Below are 19,722 nucleotides of genomic sequence, written 5' to 3' on the forward strand. Positions count from 1 at the left end.
ACCCCTGTTTAAAAAGTTACCTGTAAACCAAGGTTCCATACACGGGGGCGAGGGTTTGAGAAGAAATCTAAATTCTGCGAGAACGAACCGTTCGACCCGTAGCTTGAATTGAAGGTATCCACCTCCGGGTCATAACCGGTATATTTGGTTATGATGAACGCGTTTTGAACACTTGCATAGATCCTGAAACGATTGGCATGAAGCTTTTTAAGCACCGGCTGTGGCAAGGTATAGCCCAACGTAAAGTTTTGCCCGCGAATAAACGAACCATCCTCAACCCACCAGGTATCGAAATGCGAATCTTGCGCAAATTTGTAATTACGCACCTGCGAAATATAGGTATTCTGATTATTAGGTGTCCAGGCGTTAAGCACGGTGGCCAAACTGTTTGAAAGGGTTTGCCTGTCTTCAACAGAGTGTTTGAAGTTGGCGGCAGTATTTACACCCTGAACAAAGCGGATATCGAACGAAAAATCGAAAGCTTTATATCTGAAGCTGCTGCTGAAAGTGCCCGTCCATTTAGGATAAGCGCGGCCGATGATACTATAATAATTACTGCCATCCGGGTTGTAAATATATTTCCTGTCGCCGGGCTTTAAGCTGTGTTTAGCGGCCTCGGCTACATCCTCGGCTGAGGTGCTATAGGTACCAAGCCTTGTCATACCATAAAACGAACCGATAGGTTCGCCAACCCTGATCACAAAGTTTTGACCAAGGAAATTAGGGCCCGGGAAGATGTCCGCGCCATTATCGTTTAGTTTTAAAACTTTGTTTTTATTGGTAGTGAATATAAAATTGGTACTCCATTCAAAATCGGGAGTTTTAACGTTTAGGGTGTTCAGACTAACCTCGACACCGGAGTTACGCACCGATCCTACGTTTTTATATACATTGGCATTGGTTTCACCGGCAGACCATGGTATAGGGGCCTGCAACAACAGATCTTTAGTTGTGCGGTTATAATAATCGAGGTTAAGGTTTACACGATCATGAAATAAACCTAACTCCAAACCGGCATCAAACTGAACAGAACGTTCCCACTTTAAGTTAGGGTTACCAATATAGCTTGGCAATAATGTTGACTGAGCAGCCCCACCCAAAACCGTGGTGCTCGGCTGGATCTGTGCCAGCGAGCGATAGTTACCTATCTCCTGGTTACCCGAAGTACCGTAACTGGCCCGCAATTTCATGTTGGTGATGGTATGGTTATCCTTCAGGAAATTCTCCTGCGATACACGCCAGGCGGCACCCACCGAAGGGAAGAATGCATACTTATTATTCACCCCAAACCGCGATGAGCCATCGTACCGGCCGGTTGCGGTAAACAGGTATTTTTCATCCAGATTGTAAGTTAAACGGGCGTAATATGAACTTAATGATGATTTTTCATCCTGCGTTTCATTGGCGCTCCTTACAGACCCTGCCTGCTCGTAGTGGTACTGAAAAATATCATCAATAAAATTCTGCGTTTCTGAGCGTACCCGGGCATACCCTTGTTGCTGGAACGAAATACCTAACAAAGCGGTAAAACGCTGCCTTTCGTTGATCTTTTTGTTCCAAGTAAGGTAGTTCTCTGTTTGCCAGTAGTAATTATTATAAGCGTTTACATTGGCTACACCTCCCTGATCCTGTGATAAGTGCGGCAGATCGCCTGCTGAGTAGAAGTTATTTTTTTGAGCGCTTAAGTTATAGCCGAAATCTGTTTTAAAATCCAGCTCTTTTGTAATGTGGAACAGCGAGTAGATGTTACCTAACATTTGCAGGTTATTGTTAAGCGTGTAACGCTCGTTGGCAACCTGCACCGGGTTTGGCGCGCCCTCAAGACCGGCAATGTCATAATTACCTGCCCATGTGCCATCAGGATATTTAACAGGCACTATTGGCACCTCTTCTGATACGTCCCTTGGCACGTTCAGGCCACCGTTGCCATCGGTAACTAAACGTTGCCTGCTGCTGATGAGGTTGATGCTGCCGCCCACTTTCAACCAGCTTTTCAGGTCGTTATCCATTGTCATTTTGATGGTATATCTTTTAAAGGCCGATGTTGGCGCAAGACCATTCTGGTTAAAATAGCCAAGCGATAAGCTGTAAAGCGATTTTTCGCTGCCACCCTGAATATTTAACTGGTGACTTTGAGAAAACGCCGGCTTGTAGGTTTCCTTTTCCCAATTGGTATCATAAATTGGGTTATTATTAGCGTCAAAAAGCTTAGGGAAATTGGTATGGTTTAATGCAACCGGTGGTGCCCATACCCCTCCGGCCGGGTCAAATTTTTGACCGTTGGCGAATGATTCATTGTAAACTTTAACAAACTCGGCCGAATTTAAAGTGCGTAAATGGCGATACAATTCGCTTACGTTAAAGTTATCATCATAAGTAATAGTTGCAGCACCAGTACGGCCACGTTTGGTAGTGATCATAATTACACCATTGGCACCACGCGAACCATAAATAGCTGTGGACGAAGCATCTTTTAACACCTCGGCCGAGGCTATATCCAGCGGGTTGATAGAGTTTGGATCAACTCCTACCACGCCATCCACCACATATAATGGATCAACATTGGAGTTGATGGATCCGATACCCCTAATTCGTACTTTAGCGCCCGCGCCGGGGGCAGTGCTGTTAACACTAACTTCCACACCGGCTATTTTACCTTGCAGGGCCTGGGTTACGTTAGCCACGGGTTTATCATTTAACTGATCGCCTTTGATGCCGGTAACAGCGCCGGTAAGATCCGATTTTTTAACAGTTCCGTAGCCGATCACCACAACTTCGTTAAGGGCGCTGGACGTGCCAGCTAACTGCACGTTAACGACAGTTTTGCCAACGGTTGATATTTCCTGGCTGGCATAACCTGTATATGAAAATATCAATACAGGTTTGGCACTGGTTACCTGTATCGAGTAATTTCCGTTAAGATCCGTCTGGGTACCACCCTGGGTGCCCTTTATTTTGATACTTACACCAGGTAAAGCTGAATTATCCTTAGCATCGGTTACCTTGCCGCTGATCTTAACCTGCGCCATCGTGTGCAGCGACAGCAAGGTGAGCAGAATTGAGTAGATAAGATTTTTCTTCATAACATTGTTTAGTAGGTTGTTTTTAAACTGGTAATTATAGGAACACTTCTCCGCGAAGCATTCATGGCGGTTTATAACCGCCGCAAGGCCGGAAGTTGCCCTTCAGAAAGGGCAAAGAAGTCCGGATTGCCTTTATGGCATCATTTTTTTTCATGAATTTGGATTATAGTTTACTTTAGTTTATGTCAGCTTATTGGCTGGCAGGTTAACGGTTTTTAGCGGCCCATTGCCTTAGTGCCGTAATGGCATCATATAAAACACCTGCCTCACCCCTGAAATCGCCCGAACCTTTTGGTGCGCCGGATTGCACATCATACCATTCAAAAAAACCCTTGTTGGCAAGCATCCTGTCGAGCATCGGTGACAACTCCGCGTAAGCTTCCTGCGGGCGACCATAGATAATGAGCGGTGCTATCATTCGTCCGCCAAACCATGTCCAGTCGCCGCCGTTTTGATAATTATAAGGCTTCATGTTTGGATACTGCTTTTCAGGATAAGGAGGATACACTGTAATGCCGATAGTGGCATGCTTTTCTTTAGTCGCGGCTGCAAGCATTTGTTTGTTTATTTCCAAAACTTCGGCCGGAGTGTTAAACCCTGCTATGATAGCACATATGGATCCACCGGTGTATAAGATCTCTTTTTCATTAAAATCCGAAGAGAAAGGGCTGCCGTTAAGGTAGATATGCGGGATATATTTTTGAGCGGCAGCATCCCAAAGGTATTTACGAACATTGGCAGTGACCTTTGCGGCAATGATCTTCCAATCAGTTTGGGCTTTATAGCCTCGGGGTGCCATCGCAAGGAAATCTTGAACTGCCTTCACAAACATGGCGTTATCATAAATATCCAAAGCCCATTTGGTTTTATCATTAATGGCCACGCCCCAGCCGTTTTCGGATTGCACATCGCCCCAGTCAATAGTGGTGGCCCCGGTTATCAAACCATATTTTTCCGACCAGCGATCTTTATGCAGATAGGCCAGCGCCTCCTCCATTCGTTGCAAAATCGTTTTACCACCAATACACTCGTTTAAAATAGATTGGTCACCGGTAAAATCAATGTATTTTTTCACAGCCTGGATCAATGACGATTCCTGGTCGGTCTCTACCGTGTTTTTATGCGCTGCCCAACCCGGTAATAAGGATGAGTAGCGATATTTATAACCTACACTGGCTTTAGCGCTGTCAACCACACCATCCACAATATCCCCGCCCTGGCCCTGGATGCGGAAAAACATCAATAGTTTGGTTTTTACTTCTTCTTTGGGATGTACTTTTAATGAGCCATTGATGAAAGTGTTGAAGTCGCGGATCCACACCTCACTGTAGGATGTACCTGCAGAAAAACCGGATAACAGTTGTAAAGCTTTCGCCTGGACTGTATCAAGCCGGATATCGGCAAGAATTTTCTCTGCCAAAGCTTTGTTGGAGGACTGTTGTGCTCCGGCAATGGAAAAAATAAAGCAAGACAATGCCGTAGAAATGAGTAAACGTTTTTTCATGCAGGTAAATATGTAATTAGGTTACTGCCTTACCAGATAGAAATGGAGACAGATTGTTATAGTATGTACAAACATAGTGTCATAATATTATATTCCAAAGTTTTTCCAAAGTTTTTTTATTAACTATGATAAAAAATGAACAGAGGTCAGAAAATTACCTTAGTAAAGGAAGCTGCTACTGAACCCCAAAACCGTATTATAAAAAAATTCAACCTTTTTCTGCTCCGTAGATGTTCCTCCTCCAAAGGTGATACCACTACATGCCGCCCCCCGCCGTTTTCCTGATAAATTATTACCTTGCCACTTAATTCATTATGAAAATTTCCATCGATCATAAAAGCGCCGTACCCTTACATATCCAGGCAGAGAACCTACTGAGAGAGCTCATCCGCGAGCCTGAATATCAGGCCGGTAAATTATTACCTAACGAGGTTGACCTGGCTAAAAAGTTGGCTATATCGCGCACCACTTTACGCCAGGCTATTAACAAACTGGTTTATGAAGAGCTGCTGGTGAGAAAAAAACGGCTTGGAACCAAAGTGGCCCATACCAAAATGAGCTCCAAATCAATGAATTGGTTGAGCTTTACACAGGAGATGGAAGCCCGCAGCATCCCCATAAAAAATTACGAGCTTCATATCAGCTGGGTCTTTCCCGAAGATCATATCGCGAATTTTTTCGATATCAAAACAGATAAGAAAATTTTGAAAATGGAAAGGTTAAGGGGAAACGCCGAAGAGGCTTTTGTATATTTTATTTCGTATTTTCATCCAAGGATCGGGCTTACAGGCGAAGAAGATTTCAAGAAACCACTTTACGAAATGCTTGAAAGTGAGCATTCTGTAGTTGCAGACCTGTCAAAAGAAGAAATAAGCGCCAAGGCAGCCGATAAATTCATAGCAGGTAAACTGGAGATAGATCCGGGCAGTCCTGTTTTGATCAGGAAACGGTTTGTTTACGATCAGGGCGAACGGCCGATGGAGTATAACCTAGGCTATTATAAAGCCGAAAGCTTTGTTTATACGGTAGAAAGCAGGCGCAGTTCCTAAATTTATTTTTTTTTGACTTATTTGAAATATAAATGAAATAAAATATGTTTGCACATTACAACATATTAGTGCATGAATAAATCTATTTTATCGAACGCGGTTAATATCGAAACGATGAGGAACACCAAACAGTTTCTGCTTCCGGACTTGAAGAAAGCCGCGAAAAGGCAGGAGTATGACATTTACCCCACTTTCGACATTGCCGGGCCAATATATACCGGCTATAAAACCTTAGCCAATTGGATCATTGCATGCAACCATGATATTGTTATAGATGGCTATTCGGGCGTATATTGGGATGTACTTATCTGCAACCTGAACGATGAATTTGCCGCTTCAAACATCCAGGCTAATTGGATTAATGTAAATAAAGCATTAAAACCGGAAAGCATTATTCATGAAATAACCGCTAATTACGATGGTGGCGATGACCCGTTATTTGGTAAGCTATACGATGGAGAGCTGAGCGATTTTTTTTATGTCGAGAAGCTCAAAAGTCTTAAACCCGAACCAAACAAATTAAACATATTGTATGGTGCGGGTGCCGCTCTTGCCGGATGGAAATGTACATTGCTATATATCGATGTTCCTAAAAATGAGATCCAGTTCCGGTCAAGGGCCAACACAATCTGCAACCTTGGCGAAAAGCTGCCTTCCGATCCCAAAAATCAATACAAACGTTTTTATTTTATAGATTGGCCGGTACTCAATAAACATAAAAAACAGCTTTTGCCTGCCATAGATGTAATCATCGATGAGCAAAGGATCAATGAAATATCGTGGGCAACTGGCGATACATTAAGAAACGGACTTAAAACCATGTCCGGCCACATGTTTAGGGCCAGGCCATGGTTTGAGCCCGGGGTTTGGGGAGGCCAATGGATTAAAAACAACATCAATGGGCTGAACAAAGATGTTGTAAACTATGCCTGGTCATTTGAACTTATCGCCCCGGAGAACGGCATCCTGCTGCAAAGCGGCAACAATATATTAGAGGTATCGTTGGATACCTTGCTGTTACTGGATAACGAAGCCATTTTAGGCAAAGCGGCAGCCAGGTTTGGCGATGCCTTTCCTATCCGGTTTGATTTTTTGGATACTTTTGACGGTGGCAACCTTTCATTGCAATGCCACCCTTCTGTTGAATACATTAAAAATAACTTCGGCGAAGATTTTACACAGGATGAAACTTATTATATCCTCGATGCAGAACCAGGCGCCGAAGTTTACCTTGGTTTCCAGGAAAATATCAATAAACAACAATTCAGGAGCGTTTTAGAGAACAGCTTTGAGCAAAACGAACCGGTAGAGATCAAAGACTACGTACAAACCTTCCCGGCAACCAGGCACGACTTGTTCCTGATCCCGAATGGTACGGTACATTGCTCGGGCAAAAATAATATGGTACTGGAGATCAGCGCCACGCCGTACATTTTTACCTTTAAAATGTACGACTGGCTCCGCCCCGACTTAAGCGGAAATCCACGAACGCTGAATATCGACCGGGCCTTTGAAAACCTCAATTTCGAAAGGAAAGGTGATGTAGTGACGGAAACCCTCATCTCCAAACAAACCACCTTAAAAAAAGGCCATGACTGGGAGATCATTAACCTATCAACTCATCCTGAGCACTTTTACGCTATTGAGCGCTTTGAGTTTGATACCGAGATAACTGAAGATACCAATAACCAATGCCATGTATTGAGCCTGGTTGAGGGCGAAAGTATTGCAGTGATCACTAACGATCGTGAACAGGTTATTCATTATGCCGAAACCTTTATTATTCCGGCCGCGGTTAAAAGCTATACACTTAAAAATACAGGCAAAACAAGGGTTAAGGTTGTCAAAGCTTTTGTTAAAGACGAATGTTGTTAAAATCTCTGCTTAAATCAAACTCAAAACGCATCCTCTTAAAACCTTCTAAGTTATGAATAAGATTTTTTCCATCCTGTCGGCATTCATTTTCATATGCACATCAGCAATGGCGCAAACAGGTGGTAAGCATTTTAATGGAATCACCCTGCAACCAACAATAGCCTATATCAATTACCAGGGCGAGCCCCGCAGAATGGTCCGGCTGTTATTTCATGAGGGTAAAAACTGCGCAGCCACAGAGGCCACCGTTTCCTTCAATGGCATAACCGATCATGTTATAATACCGGCCAGTAAAGAGGGCACTGATGTATTTGAGCTTCCGCTTCCCGGCTCGCCAATAACTTCGGCAGCACAGGTTACGGTTATCTTAAATTCCGGCGGGCAAACCTATATGGCCCGCTGCATTGTTGAACCGGCCCGTAACAACTGGACCATGTATATCCTCCCTCACTCGCATGTAGATATCGGTTACACCAACACACAGGCAAAGGTTTTGAAGCTGCACATGGATAATATTGATGAGGCTATTGATCTGGCTAAAAAAACGGCCAATTACCCAGTGGAAGCCCGCTATAAATGGACAACAGAAGCCATTTGGGTAGTTGATAATTACCTGAAAGCGGCAGATGAAGCTAAAAAAGAGCGCTTTTGGGACGCGGTGAAAAAAGGATGGATTAATTTGGATGGTGCTTACGGTAATATCAACACCAGCATGACAGACTCCTACCAGTTGATGCAAATGTTCGCCAAATCGCAAAAACTGGCTAAGGCGAATGGGGTTGAGATCCATACCATGTTCCAGGGCGATGTGCCGGGCGCCAGTTGGGGCCTTGCTGCGCAAAGCGAACAAACCGGGATCAAATATTTTTTATCAGGCCCAAACGCATCCGACAGGATAGGCAACCTTGCCAAATGGCAGGATAAACCATTTTATTGGATTTCGCCATCGGGTAAACAAAAACTACTGTTCTGGCAATGCCAGCCTTACTCGATAGGCTATGCGTTAAAAGGAACCAGGATCCCTAATTTTTTTACTATAGAAGATCCTAAACCTTTTTACACTGGCCACCCATCGGATAATTTTCTAAACCCGCACCTTTTCCAATATCTCGGCGGCCTGGAACAAAATAACTTCCCGTATAACATGTCGTTGTTAACCTGGGCAATGAGCGATAACGCCCCTATCGATCCTGAACTTCCCGATGCTGTTAAAAGCTGGAACGAACATTTTGCCTCGCCAAAACTGGTGATCACCTCGGTAAAACAGTTTTTCCATGATTTTGAGAAACAATATCAAGACAAAATCCCGTCGTTCACCGGCGATTATACTGAGTACTGGACGGACGGCGTGTCGTCAGCGGCGAAAGAAACGGCCATCAGCCGCCAAACATCTGATAAGCTAAAACAGGCATCGGCCCTTTGGGCCATCCGTAATAAACGGGCCTACCCTGCTGATGATTTTGACGACACCTGGAAAAACCTGCTGCTTTACAATGAACATACCTGGGGCGCATATAACAGCGTTGACGACCCCGAAGATGCAAAAGTTAAAAGCGAGTGGACTATTAAAAAAGGCTATGCACTAAGCGCCCAAAAACAAACCGATTCGCTAAGCAATTTGATATTGGCTATAAAAACAGCAGCAGCAAATAAGGTAGACGTTTACAACACACTGTCATGGCCGCGTACCGATGTTGTTTATGTACCGGCCGGTTTAAGCAAAGCGGGCGACCTGGTTAAGGATGCAACAGGCAATGCAATCCCATCGCAACGCTTAAGCTCGGGCGAGCTGGCTTTTGTCGCCATCGGGGTACCGGCGTTTGGTAAAAAAACTTACACCATTAACCGTGGTAAAGCTTTTGCAAAGGGCAAAGCTGTCATTTCGTTAAACGGATTGGCTAACGGCATCTACACTGTCACAATTGACAGTAAAACCGGCGATATAAGCAAACTTGTAAAGATCGAGGGTGGCAAAAAACAGGTATTGGTGGATAGCACCGGTTTTAACAAATACATTTATATGCCCGGCGATTCGCTGCAGCGCCAGCAAACAAGTACCGACGCCATCATTAGCATTAAAGAATATGGGCCATTGGTGGTGAGCCTTTTGGTTACCTCAAAAGCGCCCGGAGCCTATGGCTTAACCCGCGAAATCAGGCTGGTTAACGGGCTTGATAAAATTGAGCTGATCAATACGATTGATAAGGAAAGTATTCGCTCTAAAGAGAGCGTTCACTTCGCGTTTCCGTTTAGTGTTCCAGGTGCGCAGGTACGTTATAGTATTCCATGGGGAAGTGCTGCTGCCGAAGCCGACCAACTCCCTAACGCCAATAAAAATTGGTTTACCATGCAGCGCTGGGTTGATGTTTCAAACGCGGCGTTCGGTATTACCTGGTCAAGTCCGGATGCGCCTTTGTTTGAGATAGGCAAGATCACAACTGCCGATTTACTTGGTGGTTTGTATCACGCGCCGCAGTGGCTAACATTCACGGCGCAGTCGCCAAAGATTTATTCGTGGGTAATGAACAACTTATGGCATACCAATTTCCGCGCCGAGCAGGAAAAAGGGCCGGCCACCTTCCGTTATATCTTCCGTTCACACGCCTTAGGATACGATAGTTTTGATGCCAACCGGTTTGGCCTTAATAATCATCAACCTTTAGTAGTTTCCGCTTCGGATAATCAGGATGACGAACTGTTTTTTAATATCGGTGGTAAGCAGATCTATGTAGAATCCTTAAAACCCGCCGATGATGGCAATGGCGTTATTGCGCAGATAGTGAGCACCGGTGATAGCGAAGTGAACATCACTCCAAAAGCAAAAGCGACGATAAAGATCTGGAAAAGCAATCTGGCCGAAGAAAAGGTGGCCGCGCTTGATAACAATTTTAAGATTCCGGCAAAAGGAATAATCACTGTACGCATCGAAAAATAAAATCGCTATGAAACAAAAACTATCGCCGGAAACCAAAACCTCCGCCCTGTTTTTAACCACTGTAACCCTTATAGCCACATTAGGAGGCCTGCTTTTTGGTTTTGATATGGCCGTTATTTCGGGTGTGCTCCCGTTTGTGAAAAGCCAGTTCGCACTATCGGCCGCTACCGAAGGCTGGTTCGTATCATCTGCACTCATCGGGTGTATTATCGGTGTAGCTTTTTCGGGGGACTTAAGCGACCGGGTAGGCCGTAAAAAAATGCTGATGTTATCGGCGGTGCTTTTCTTGCTTTCTGCCCTGGGTTCGGCCTTGTCATCGGGCTTTACCTTGCTTATCTTAGCCCGGATGTTGGGCGGTATGGGTGTTGGCGTAGCATCAATTGTGGCACCGCTATACATATCAGAAATTGCCCCGGCACGGATACGCGGCCGCCTGGTAACTTTTTATCAACTGGCTATCACCGCGGGCATTCTTGTAGCCTACCTTACCAATGCCGGCTTACTTAATTTTTCATTACACCATAAGAGCAGTTACTTAGGTACAATTATCGATCTGGTGATGGTTAAAGAAGTTTGGCGCAGCATGCTTGGCCTGGGCGCCATCCCTGCCCTGCTGTTTTTTGTTGGTCTGTGCTTTGTACCCGAAAGCCCACGCTGGCTTATTCAAAACGGAAAAACCGACGATGGCATTGCCGTCCTCTCAAAAGTAACCGACTATGCAACGGCTCTAAAAGACGTAACACTGATAAAGAACACCCAAAGCCGTGACATAGGCACCTACCGCGAGATATTTGCACCAGCTATGCGTAAACCATTGCTAATTGGCTTGCTGCTTCCGCTGTTCTCTCAGTTCAGTGGTATTAACGCCGTTATTTATTATGGCCCCAGAATATTGAGCGATGCAGGCATCAATATCAGCAACGCCCTGCTTAGCCAAATCATATTTGGCATTGCTAACTTTGCTTTTACGCTAATAGCTATTTGGAAAGTTGATAAAATGGGGCGCAGACCGCTATATATAGCCGGCGCTTTAGGCGCCACGATTTGCCTTCTTTTTACCGGGGCTTGCTTTTATACAGGTGCTACAACCGGCCTTGCATTAGTTGTTAGCATCATCCTATTTTTAGCTTGTTTCGCGTTCTCGATAGGCCCGTTGAAATTCGTTATCGCATCCGAAATTTATCCAACAAGGATCCGAGGTCGGGCTTTAGGCTTAAGCATCATGACCATGTGGGTGGCAGATACAATTGTAGGGCAGCTAACCCCTATGTTTTTAAATTCAATCGGGCCGGCGGTCACCTTCTGGTTCTTTGCTGCGTGTTGCTTTTTTTCTTTACTGATTGTTTATAAAATGGTTCCCGAAACCAAAGGAAAATCGTTGGAGGAGGTTCAGGAAATCTGGGCTGGGCACTAACCTGAATTTGCATTCAGAAAGGTCACTTCAGAGTGCTGCTTAACCTTCCGCCTGAGGTTCACTCCCGGCAACAGGTTGGCAATTTTCTGAGTATCGCGGGCCGCCCCAATCGTATTATTTAGGGCATTAACGTTCTTTATAACGTAAAAGGTATATTTTTAATCACTTAGTTTTTAGCTGAAGCAAATGCACCGCCTGTATGCCCGCCGCAGGACTTCCGGTCGGATAAATCGAGCTTTGTGAGGCCCCGGTAATAGCAGTACTTATCACCCAAAGCCTGATGGCATTAGCAGCGGTATTTACCGAATAACTTTGTGTAATAGTATGTCCTCCACCGATCTTCCAAGACGGGATACGATGCCGTCTTCCACTGGCAACGCTTCCATTGTACCCTTTGGAGCGATCTTCCGCCCGTCCGCATAGTTGATGCTGACCTGGCTTTAGCTTTATATGTACTGGCTATTTTCAGTTTGGCACCACCAATCAAAGCCTTTAATCCCTGGTACAGTGTAACTCAACGCGATCATTACTATAAGAAGTGCAGTTCATTTAACCGCTGGCCTTACATTGCCCAGTTGCCCGGTATGCGAATTGAATGGCGAAACCGGTGGCAATTGAAGACTATAAGTGCTACAAAACGCTTTCTCATTAGATGATTGCCTCCCTGGAGCAATATGCTGTGGTTTATCCACTAAGTGCTTTTTTCAACTAAAAATTTCCCTTTTGTCCCCTCTTTTTTGCTGGTTAGCCCCTTTTGTTTTCTGTGTTTTTCAAAGACTTTGCATCTCTCGAATGGTCATTAAGAGATGACTATTCGTGCAACCAATTATACTGTTAATTAAACCCATGATGAAAAAAAACCGAACGCAGCGCATGCTCCGAGGAAAGAGGAGCCGCATGCATCTTAACTGAAAACGATCTCGAGAAATGTCGGGATAAATACTGTCCGGGCAATTGTCCTTTATTGTTAACCCTGAAAGGGTCATTTAAATTATGCCCTTCGGTTGTTGGTGCCTTACATACCACCAGCGTTTACATAACTGTCTTTTGCCAATACCCAAAAATCTAAATTATTAATACCCAATTATGAAACGAAAATTACTTATTTCAAATTATTTGTATTCCAGGGGTTTTCGCACCACACTTAAAACTTTGGCATTATTTATATTGCCAATCGGTGCTAACGCGTCAATTCCACATTTAATTCACAAAAGCAGCCTGATAATCGATCAAATAGTTCCTGATAAAGCTGCGATTACTGTAAAAGGATCCGTCATAGACGCCTCCAACGGCCAGCCCCTGGTAGGTGTTTCTATCAGTGTCAAGGGAACTAACAAAGGTACGCTAAGTGATATAAAGGGAAACTTTCAACTTAACAATGTGCCGGAAAATGCCGTGCTTGTTGTAACCTACATCTCTTACGAAAAAGTTGAAATAGCCGTAGGCGGAAAGACTGATATCGCCATAAAGCTTCAGCCATCGATGAAAACGCTCAACGATGTTGTAGTAGTAGGTTACGGAACGCAGAAGAAAGAAAACCTTACTGGCTCTGTAGGTATTGTAAATACGCAGGATCTGGAAAGCAGGCCTTTGACAAATACAGGCCAGGCACTACAAGGTACAGTTTCAGGTGTTTATGCGCTGCAAAGTTCAGGTAAACCCGGAGATGACAATACTGTCATCGACATCCGCGGCGTCGGAACTTTTGGAGATAATTCTCCTTTAGTGTTAGTTGACGGCTTTCCCGGGGCTATAGGCGACGTGAACCCTAATGATGTTCAATCAATTTCGGTGCTTAAAGACGCGGCATCATCGGCTATTTACGGTAACCGGGCTGCAAACGGCGTTGTTTTAATTACTACTAAACGAGGATCTGCAGGCAAAGTCCGTGTTAATTACAGCGGATATGCAGGTATTCAGAGCCCGACAAGGCTACCTAAAGTACTAAACTCGGTTCAATATACTACACTGCATAATGAGGCGGATATAAATAGTGGAGCGCCTCCTACATATCCCGACTCGATAATCCAAAAGTACGCGGCTCACAATAACCCCATGTATCCGGATATCAATTATTTTGATGTATACTATGGTAATGCTTACATGCAAAACCACCGGGTAAGTGCAACAGGAGGAAGTGATAACGTTAATTATTCTTTTATGCTTGGTCATTTGGATCAGGATGGGATTCTGGTTGCTACCAATTACAAGAAAACGGACTTCCGTCTTAACCTTGACAGCTATCATTTAAAAGATAAAAAGCTCCGTGTTTCGGGCAACATATCCGGCAACGTAGGGATAAAAAATGAACCAACCGATCTTTGGAACGCTGAATGGTACGCAACCTTAGCGCCAATACATCCGCTTAAAGATGCCAACGGCAACTGGGTTTCTGTTAATGGCGAACGCAACTATTACGGTGAAATTAAAGAGGGCAGTACAAACCTTACAAAACGCTATAATTTCAGCGGTCAGGCCGAAGCGGAGTATAAAATTCTGCCCGGTTTAAGTGCGCAGCTTACCTACGGTTATAACGTTATCTCTACTAACGGCAATGCCTTTCATGCCAATGTAACCTTACAAAACCAAAACGGAACAGTTACGCAGTTACCTTCTGATTTGACTACATCAAGCGAGATTGATGGCCACTCATTACTTACCGGTTTACTAAAATACAACAAGACCATTAACCGTCATTCATTCAATTTATTAGGTGGCTATAGCGAAGAGGAGTTTACTTACGATTGGCAAAGCGGCTATCGTGCACATTTTGTAAATAATTCTCAGCGGATATTGAATCTTGGCGATGCAGCTACGCAAACAAATAATGCCGGCAGCTATGCTCTTGGCCTTCGCTCATACTTTGGCCGTTTCAATTATGCTTTTGATGAAAAATATTTATTTGAAGCCAATATCAGGAGGGACGGCTCTTCCAGATTTGCACAAGGAAAACAGTGGGGTACATTTCCTTCATTCTCAGCTGGATGGGTGATATCGAAGGAAAGTTTTATGAAAAACCTGAGTTGGCTTGATTTTGCGAAAGTTCGTGCTTCCTGGGGCCGTTTAGGCAATCAAAATATCAGCAATTATTATAATGGCAGCGATATTCTGAATTCGGGCCAGAACTATTCGTTTGGCGGAACCCTTTACTCGGGTGTTGCCATTACCGCAATGACTAACAAAGATTTGACATGGGAAACAGCTCAGCAGCTTGATTTCGGCCTCGACATCTCTTTGCACAATAATATTGAAATTACAGCGGATTATTTTGACAAAAGGACTAAAAACCTGCTGTTGACCCAACCGATTCCACTAACAATTGCTCAATCGGCTCCAACGGCCAATGCAGGTGAAGTGCAAAACAAGGGCTTCGAACTCGGGATTTCGTATAAAAAGGCATTTGATAATGGTATTAAATTAAGGACTTCTTTAAATGTGTCGCACATTGTCAACAAGATCCTCGCTATGAATGTACCTCAGCAGTTTACATCACCAAAAGCTATTGTTGTTGGCTCTGCTATCAATTCATTCTACGGCTATCAGATGACGGGTATTTACCAGATCGCCGACTTTACATGGCAAAACAATAGTGATGCGTCTATACCTTATGCAAGCCGTACTTATACGCTTAAGCCAGGTGTTGTTAAAGTAAGTGATTATAACGCACAACCTGGCGATATTAAATATGCCGATCTTAATGGAGATGGTATAGTTGATCAAAATCATGACCGTAAAGTTATCGGGAAGCAGTTTCCAGGTGTAACGTATGCATTCAATTTCAATGTGGCCTGGAAAGGCTTTGACCTTGGCGCGTTTTTACAAGGCGTACAAGGTATGCAAGGTTATACCTACTATGAAATTGCTTCGCCGTTCAGCGGCTTTGCAAACCTTGGCACCTGGTGGTTAAACAGGTGGACACCGCAAAATCCTTCTAATACTTATCCGCGCATCACGTTAGATGGCGTAAAAAATAATATCCACTCTTCTTTTTATGTTGAGAATGCATCTTATCTGAGGATCAAAAATATTGAATTAGGGTACACCTTAAGTCCGGCTGCCATTAAGAAGATCGGTTTAAGCTCATTGAGGATCTATGCGAACGTGCAAAACGCCTTCACATTCACCAAATTCAAAGGCTTTGATCCCGAACAAACTACAGATCAAACAAGGGCCGAAGCGTATCCGCAGGTCCGTGTGATGACAGCGGGTGTAAATGTTAATTTCTAAATGATAAAATCATGAAATATATATATAAAGTCTTAACTGTATTAGCTGTTATTAATCTTGCAAGCTGCAAGAAAGGTCTGTTGGACAAGACTCCAAATGACCGCTTATCACCATCAACATTCTACCAAAATGAAACCCAGGTAAAAATGGCCTTGGTGGGTATTTACAATGCGTTACAGCCCAATGCCACGCCGGCACAATTTTTCCAGTTTGATTTTGAATCGGATAACGCCTATTGCCAGGACGCGTGGCAGGGCTCGAAGGAAGTGGGGGAATGGCAAACAACATCCAACAGTTGGGCCCCATACGCTAAGTGGACGCAGGACTATACTATTATCTCCAGAGCCAATGAGTTCCTAAAGGATGTTGCCGCTGCAAGCATTGATGCTACAGTAAAAAGCCAAATGACAGGAGAGGCTAAGTTTTTACGTGGTTACGCCTATGCTGATTTGATTGCTTATTTCGGCGATGTACCTTTAATTACCCAAGTTCAGTCACTTTCGGACGCATATGTTTCAAGAACGGCCAAAGCCACTGTGCTTACCCAGGTTGTAACTGACCTTACAGATGCCGCAGCAGCATTGCCAGCCTCTTACTCAGGTACCGACGTGGGCCGTGCAACAAAGGGTGCCGCCCTGGCCTACAAAGCAAAAGTGCTTTTGTATAATGGAAAATGGGCCGATGCCGCGCAGGCAGCGCAGGATGTGATTGATCTTAAAGCCTATAGTTTATATCCAAATTATGGTTTATTATTTGATGAAGCGCATGAAAACAACAGCGAGGTAATTTTTGATATCCAATATATTCCAACCACCCAACCACAACCATGGCCGTCATCTGCCCTATCTTTGAGCGTTTGGCCAACACCAAATGTTACCACCGATTTGATCGATTCATATTACATGACCAATGGATTGCCAATTACCAATTCGGCTTCTGGGTACAATTCGCAAAACCCTTATGTTAATCGCGACCCAAGACTGGCCGCTTCAGTGGTGCTGCCCGGCTCTCAGTGGGGTTCAACTACTTACATCCCCGCCACTGATGTAGTGCCGTCAGGGGCCCGTCCGCGTAAATACGCAGCAATTGGTATTGCCGACCCGAATAATTGCTCTTTAAATACAATCCTGATGCGTTATGCAGATGTATTACTGATCCGTGCAGAAGCCTTGATTGAATCCGGAAGTACTGCACCCGAAATTTATACACTCATTGACCAGGTACGGGCAAGGGTAAATATGCCAACGGTAGAAAGTGTGGAAGGAGCCGGTTTAAGCCAGGCACAATTACGTGCCGTTTTGCGCCACGAGCGTAGGGTAGAGTTTTTTATGGAAGGCACCCGGTATGCAGATATGTTACGATGGAAAGATCAATCCCTTGTTCATGACGTGTATGGTTACGACAAATCGTTGCTAAAAAACCCGGCAAGCCCATCTACCTGGAAATTTAGCCAGGTTAAGTTAGAGACCAGGACATTTGACGCTGGCAAAGGGTGGCTTTGGCCTATTCCTCAGGCTGATATTGATATTAATAAAAAATTGTTGCCTAACAATCCGGGATATTAGGGCTCCCGGACATTACGTCAATAAATGATGTGATTGCCCCCCTCTTTAATTATACAACCCTCGATAGGACTGCCGATTGCGGCGAGCTATCGAGGGTTTTCGCATTATAAATGCATTTATAACGCATCTATCTTGTATCTTATTGAAAATTTTACGCCCTGTTAGTGAAAGATCGGAGAGTGTATGGCTGGTTAAAAGGGAATGTCTTTCGAATGTGATGCCGATCTATGTAAAACCTTCTCAAACAAAATTTAAACGCCCTTTGAGATATGATGGATATACTTTTCATTTATTTTAAGAAACGGCTTTTAAAGCCCGACGAATTTAGAATCTCTATAATTATGAATTGATTGAAAACTAAAAAAGGCCGTCCTTTTGAGACAGCCTTCAACAATGTGTTTTTAAACTAAAGCCGGGTGCTTACCCTGGCAATTAAATATGTTCTATTGAGCAATAAGTTTCCATTGCTGGTTATAACTTGAACCCTGTGGCCACTGCTGTACAGCTGATCCATTGGCAGTTAAACCTCCGGTATCAAGGCATTTGCCTGTGGTTAGATTAATTACCCTATAATAGCCATCTCCGGTTGAAACAAGCGACCAACGTTGGTTTGTACTCGTGCCTACTACATACTGTAAAACATTTGACCCATCTGCGGTATTTGTACCCACATCAAGACATTCTTTTCCGGTAACACAACTTAAAGTATAATAACCGGCAGTGTAGCTTATATTCCATTTCTGGTTATTGCTTGTTCCTGATGCCCATTGAGCCACAGCTGCGCCATCGGTTGTACTGCCCAGGTTATCAAGCATAAGGCCCGATGCCCGGTTTTGAAGTTGATATCGCCCGTCAGCAACCGGCCCTATCCATACGGGTGCAGCGGTAAGCTTCCATGACCACCTGAACATATTTGCGGTACCCGGGCTAACCTCGGTAAGGTTATTGTTTGCAGTATACCACCGATAAGTATCAATATCATTAACGCCCGACCATGCTATTGTCCCCATTGAATTATCCTTGGCGTAGGCAAGCGATCCGGTGAGGAAGGCCTGGTCAACATATACGCCGGTATCCCATTGCCACCAAAAGCTCATGTTCCTGAAAGTTTCGATACCAACCTCGGTAACTATGGTACGTGACGCGTATGAACCTGTACGGGCCGACATGATATTATAGTAGCTTGACCAAACATTGTACGAGCCCCAGAACCACCAGTAGCAATGCAGTCCAAGATACTGGTTGGCTAACCTTGAATCGGCACCAACCGCAGTTACGTCGGCGGCATACCCTGTACCATCAAGGATACATTTTCCATCGGCCGGGCTATAAGTGGTTAAGAAACCAGCATATAAGTTGTTCAGGTCGGTACTTGAATAATCAACCGGCTCGTTGATAGGTTCATATAATACCGATGTATTGTTTTTATATACATTATTTACTGTTGTCCACATGGTATGCCATTGTGCAGTATCAGGTACATGATGTACCCCAACCGGCCAGTAACAAAGTATTACTTTACAGCCGTTTGCCACAACCGCGTTAATTGCAGCCTGGTAAACCGGCCAATAAGTTGAGCTTGAGGCAGTCCAGGGGTTTATCGGCATCCTGATGGTGGTGCCGCCGCTTGTTTTAACGGCACTGGATATATTAGTGGCCAAAGTAGCAGCCTGCGTAGCGGTAAGCGATGTAGTCATACCACTGGGCAATACAACCCTCCCATCTCCCTCGTTTCCGTTAGGGTCGGCCCAGTTTATACCCCTGAAACCGTTTGTATTGGTGGTTGAAAGGGCAAATGATTGTTTTCCAAATTTTTGGCCTGATAGGTCAGCGCCTTTTTGAATAGGGTTTTTAGAACAGCCCATGGCCAGGGCTAACAGGCAGTATAGTGCCCCGGTAGTTAAGTTTTTTCTCATAATTTTATATCAGGTGTTAAATAAGTAGCTCTTTTGATCAATCGGTTTTAATTTTTAATTATGGCGGGGCCCTTCCCAGCGTTAATATGAAGTGAATTATATCGGTTACCAGTAACCTGACCGAATGCATGTTCGGGCACAAATCAAATATTAT

The 19,722-nt window shown here is 44.2% G+C and carries 9 protein-coding genes; 6 read left to right on the top strand and 3 right to left on the bottom strand.

Translation table 11 applies throughout. The annotated features are described in order from the left end of the window. Nucleotides 1-8: 8 nt before the first annotated feature. Nucleotides 9-3,083, bottom strand: coding sequence for a SusC/RagA family TonB-linked outer membrane protein (locus IEX80_RS19220; RefSeq protein WP_188833817.1), 3,075 nt, complete (start codon nt 3,081-3,083; stop codon nt 9-11). Between the two features lie 205 nt (nt 3,084-3,288). Then, the gene (locus IEX80_RS19225) at nt 3,289-4,587 is read right to left on the bottom strand and encodes a glucosidase family protein (RefSeq protein ID WP_176628665.1); all 1,299 of its coding nucleotides are present in this window, start codon (nt 4,585-4,587) and stop codon (nt 3,289-3,291) included. A 314-nt stretch (nt 4,588-4,901) separates the two neighbouring features. Between IEX80_RS19225 and IEX80_RS19230 the strand changes: the two genes are divergently transcribed. The 6 genes from IEX80_RS19230 to IEX80_RS19255 all read left to right on the top strand — a co-directional run bounded on the left by IEX80_RS19230 (nt 4,902) and on the right by IEX80_RS19255 (nt 17,652). Next, nucleotides 4,902-5,636 carry a GntR family transcriptional regulator gene (locus tag IEX80_RS19230; RefSeq protein WP_188833818.1) on the top strand — a complete coding sequence of 245 codons (735 nt, stop codon included), beginning with the start codon at nt 4,902-4,904 and terminating at the stop codon, nt 5,634-5,636. A gap of 72 nt (nt 5,637-5,708) precedes the next feature. Then, nucleotides 5,709-7,511 carry a class I mannose-6-phosphate isomerase gene (locus IEX80_RS19235; RefSeq protein WP_229701681.1) on the top strand — a complete coding sequence of 601 codons (1,803 nt, stop codon included), beginning with the start codon at nt 5,709-5,711 and terminating at the stop codon, nt 7,509-7,511. Between the two features lie 52 nt (nt 7,512-7,563). After that, a complete protein-coding gene (locus IEX80_RS19240) occupies nt 7,564-10,446 on the top strand; it encodes a glycoside hydrolase family 38 N-terminal domain-containing protein (RefSeq protein WP_188833819.1) in 2,883 nt (960 codons plus the stop codon). A gap of 7 nt (nt 10,447-10,453) precedes the next feature. Beyond that, nucleotides 10,454-11,860 (top strand): sugar porter family MFS transporter, encoded by a 1,407-nt coding sequence (locus tag IEX80_RS19245; RefSeq protein WP_188833820.1) that lies wholly within the window; start codon nt 10,454-10,456, stop codon nt 11,858-11,860. Between the two features lie 1,086 nt (nt 11,861-12,946). Further along, nucleotides 12,947-16,087, top strand: a complete 3,141-nt coding sequence (locus IEX80_RS19250) for a SusC/RagA family TonB-linked outer membrane protein (protein WP_188833821.1) — start codon at nt 12,947-12,949, stop codon at nt 16,085-16,087. Nucleotides 16,088-16,098: 11 nt separating this feature from the next. After that, nucleotides 16,099-17,652, top strand: coding sequence for a RagB/SusD family nutrient uptake outer membrane protein (locus IEX80_RS19255; RefSeq protein WP_188833822.1), 1,554 nt, complete (start codon nt 16,099-16,101; stop codon nt 17,650-17,652). Between the two features lie 443 nt (nt 17,653-18,095). On the opposite strand, the gene IEX80_RS19260 is transcribed toward IEX80_RS19255, so the two are convergent. Beyond that, complete coding sequence (locus IEX80_RS19260) at nt 18,096-19,568, bottom strand: RICIN domain-containing protein (RefSeq protein WP_090533168.1); 1,473 nt, start codon at nt 19,566-19,568, stop codon at nt 18,096-18,098. Nucleotides 19,569-19,722: the final 154 nt, after the last annotated feature.

Source organism: Mucilaginibacter rubeus (assembly GCF_014643835.1).
In the GTDB taxonomy this organism is placed as follows: Bacteria; Bacteroidota; Bacteroidia; order Sphingobacteriales; family Sphingobacteriaceae; genus Mucilaginibacter; species Mucilaginibacter rubeus.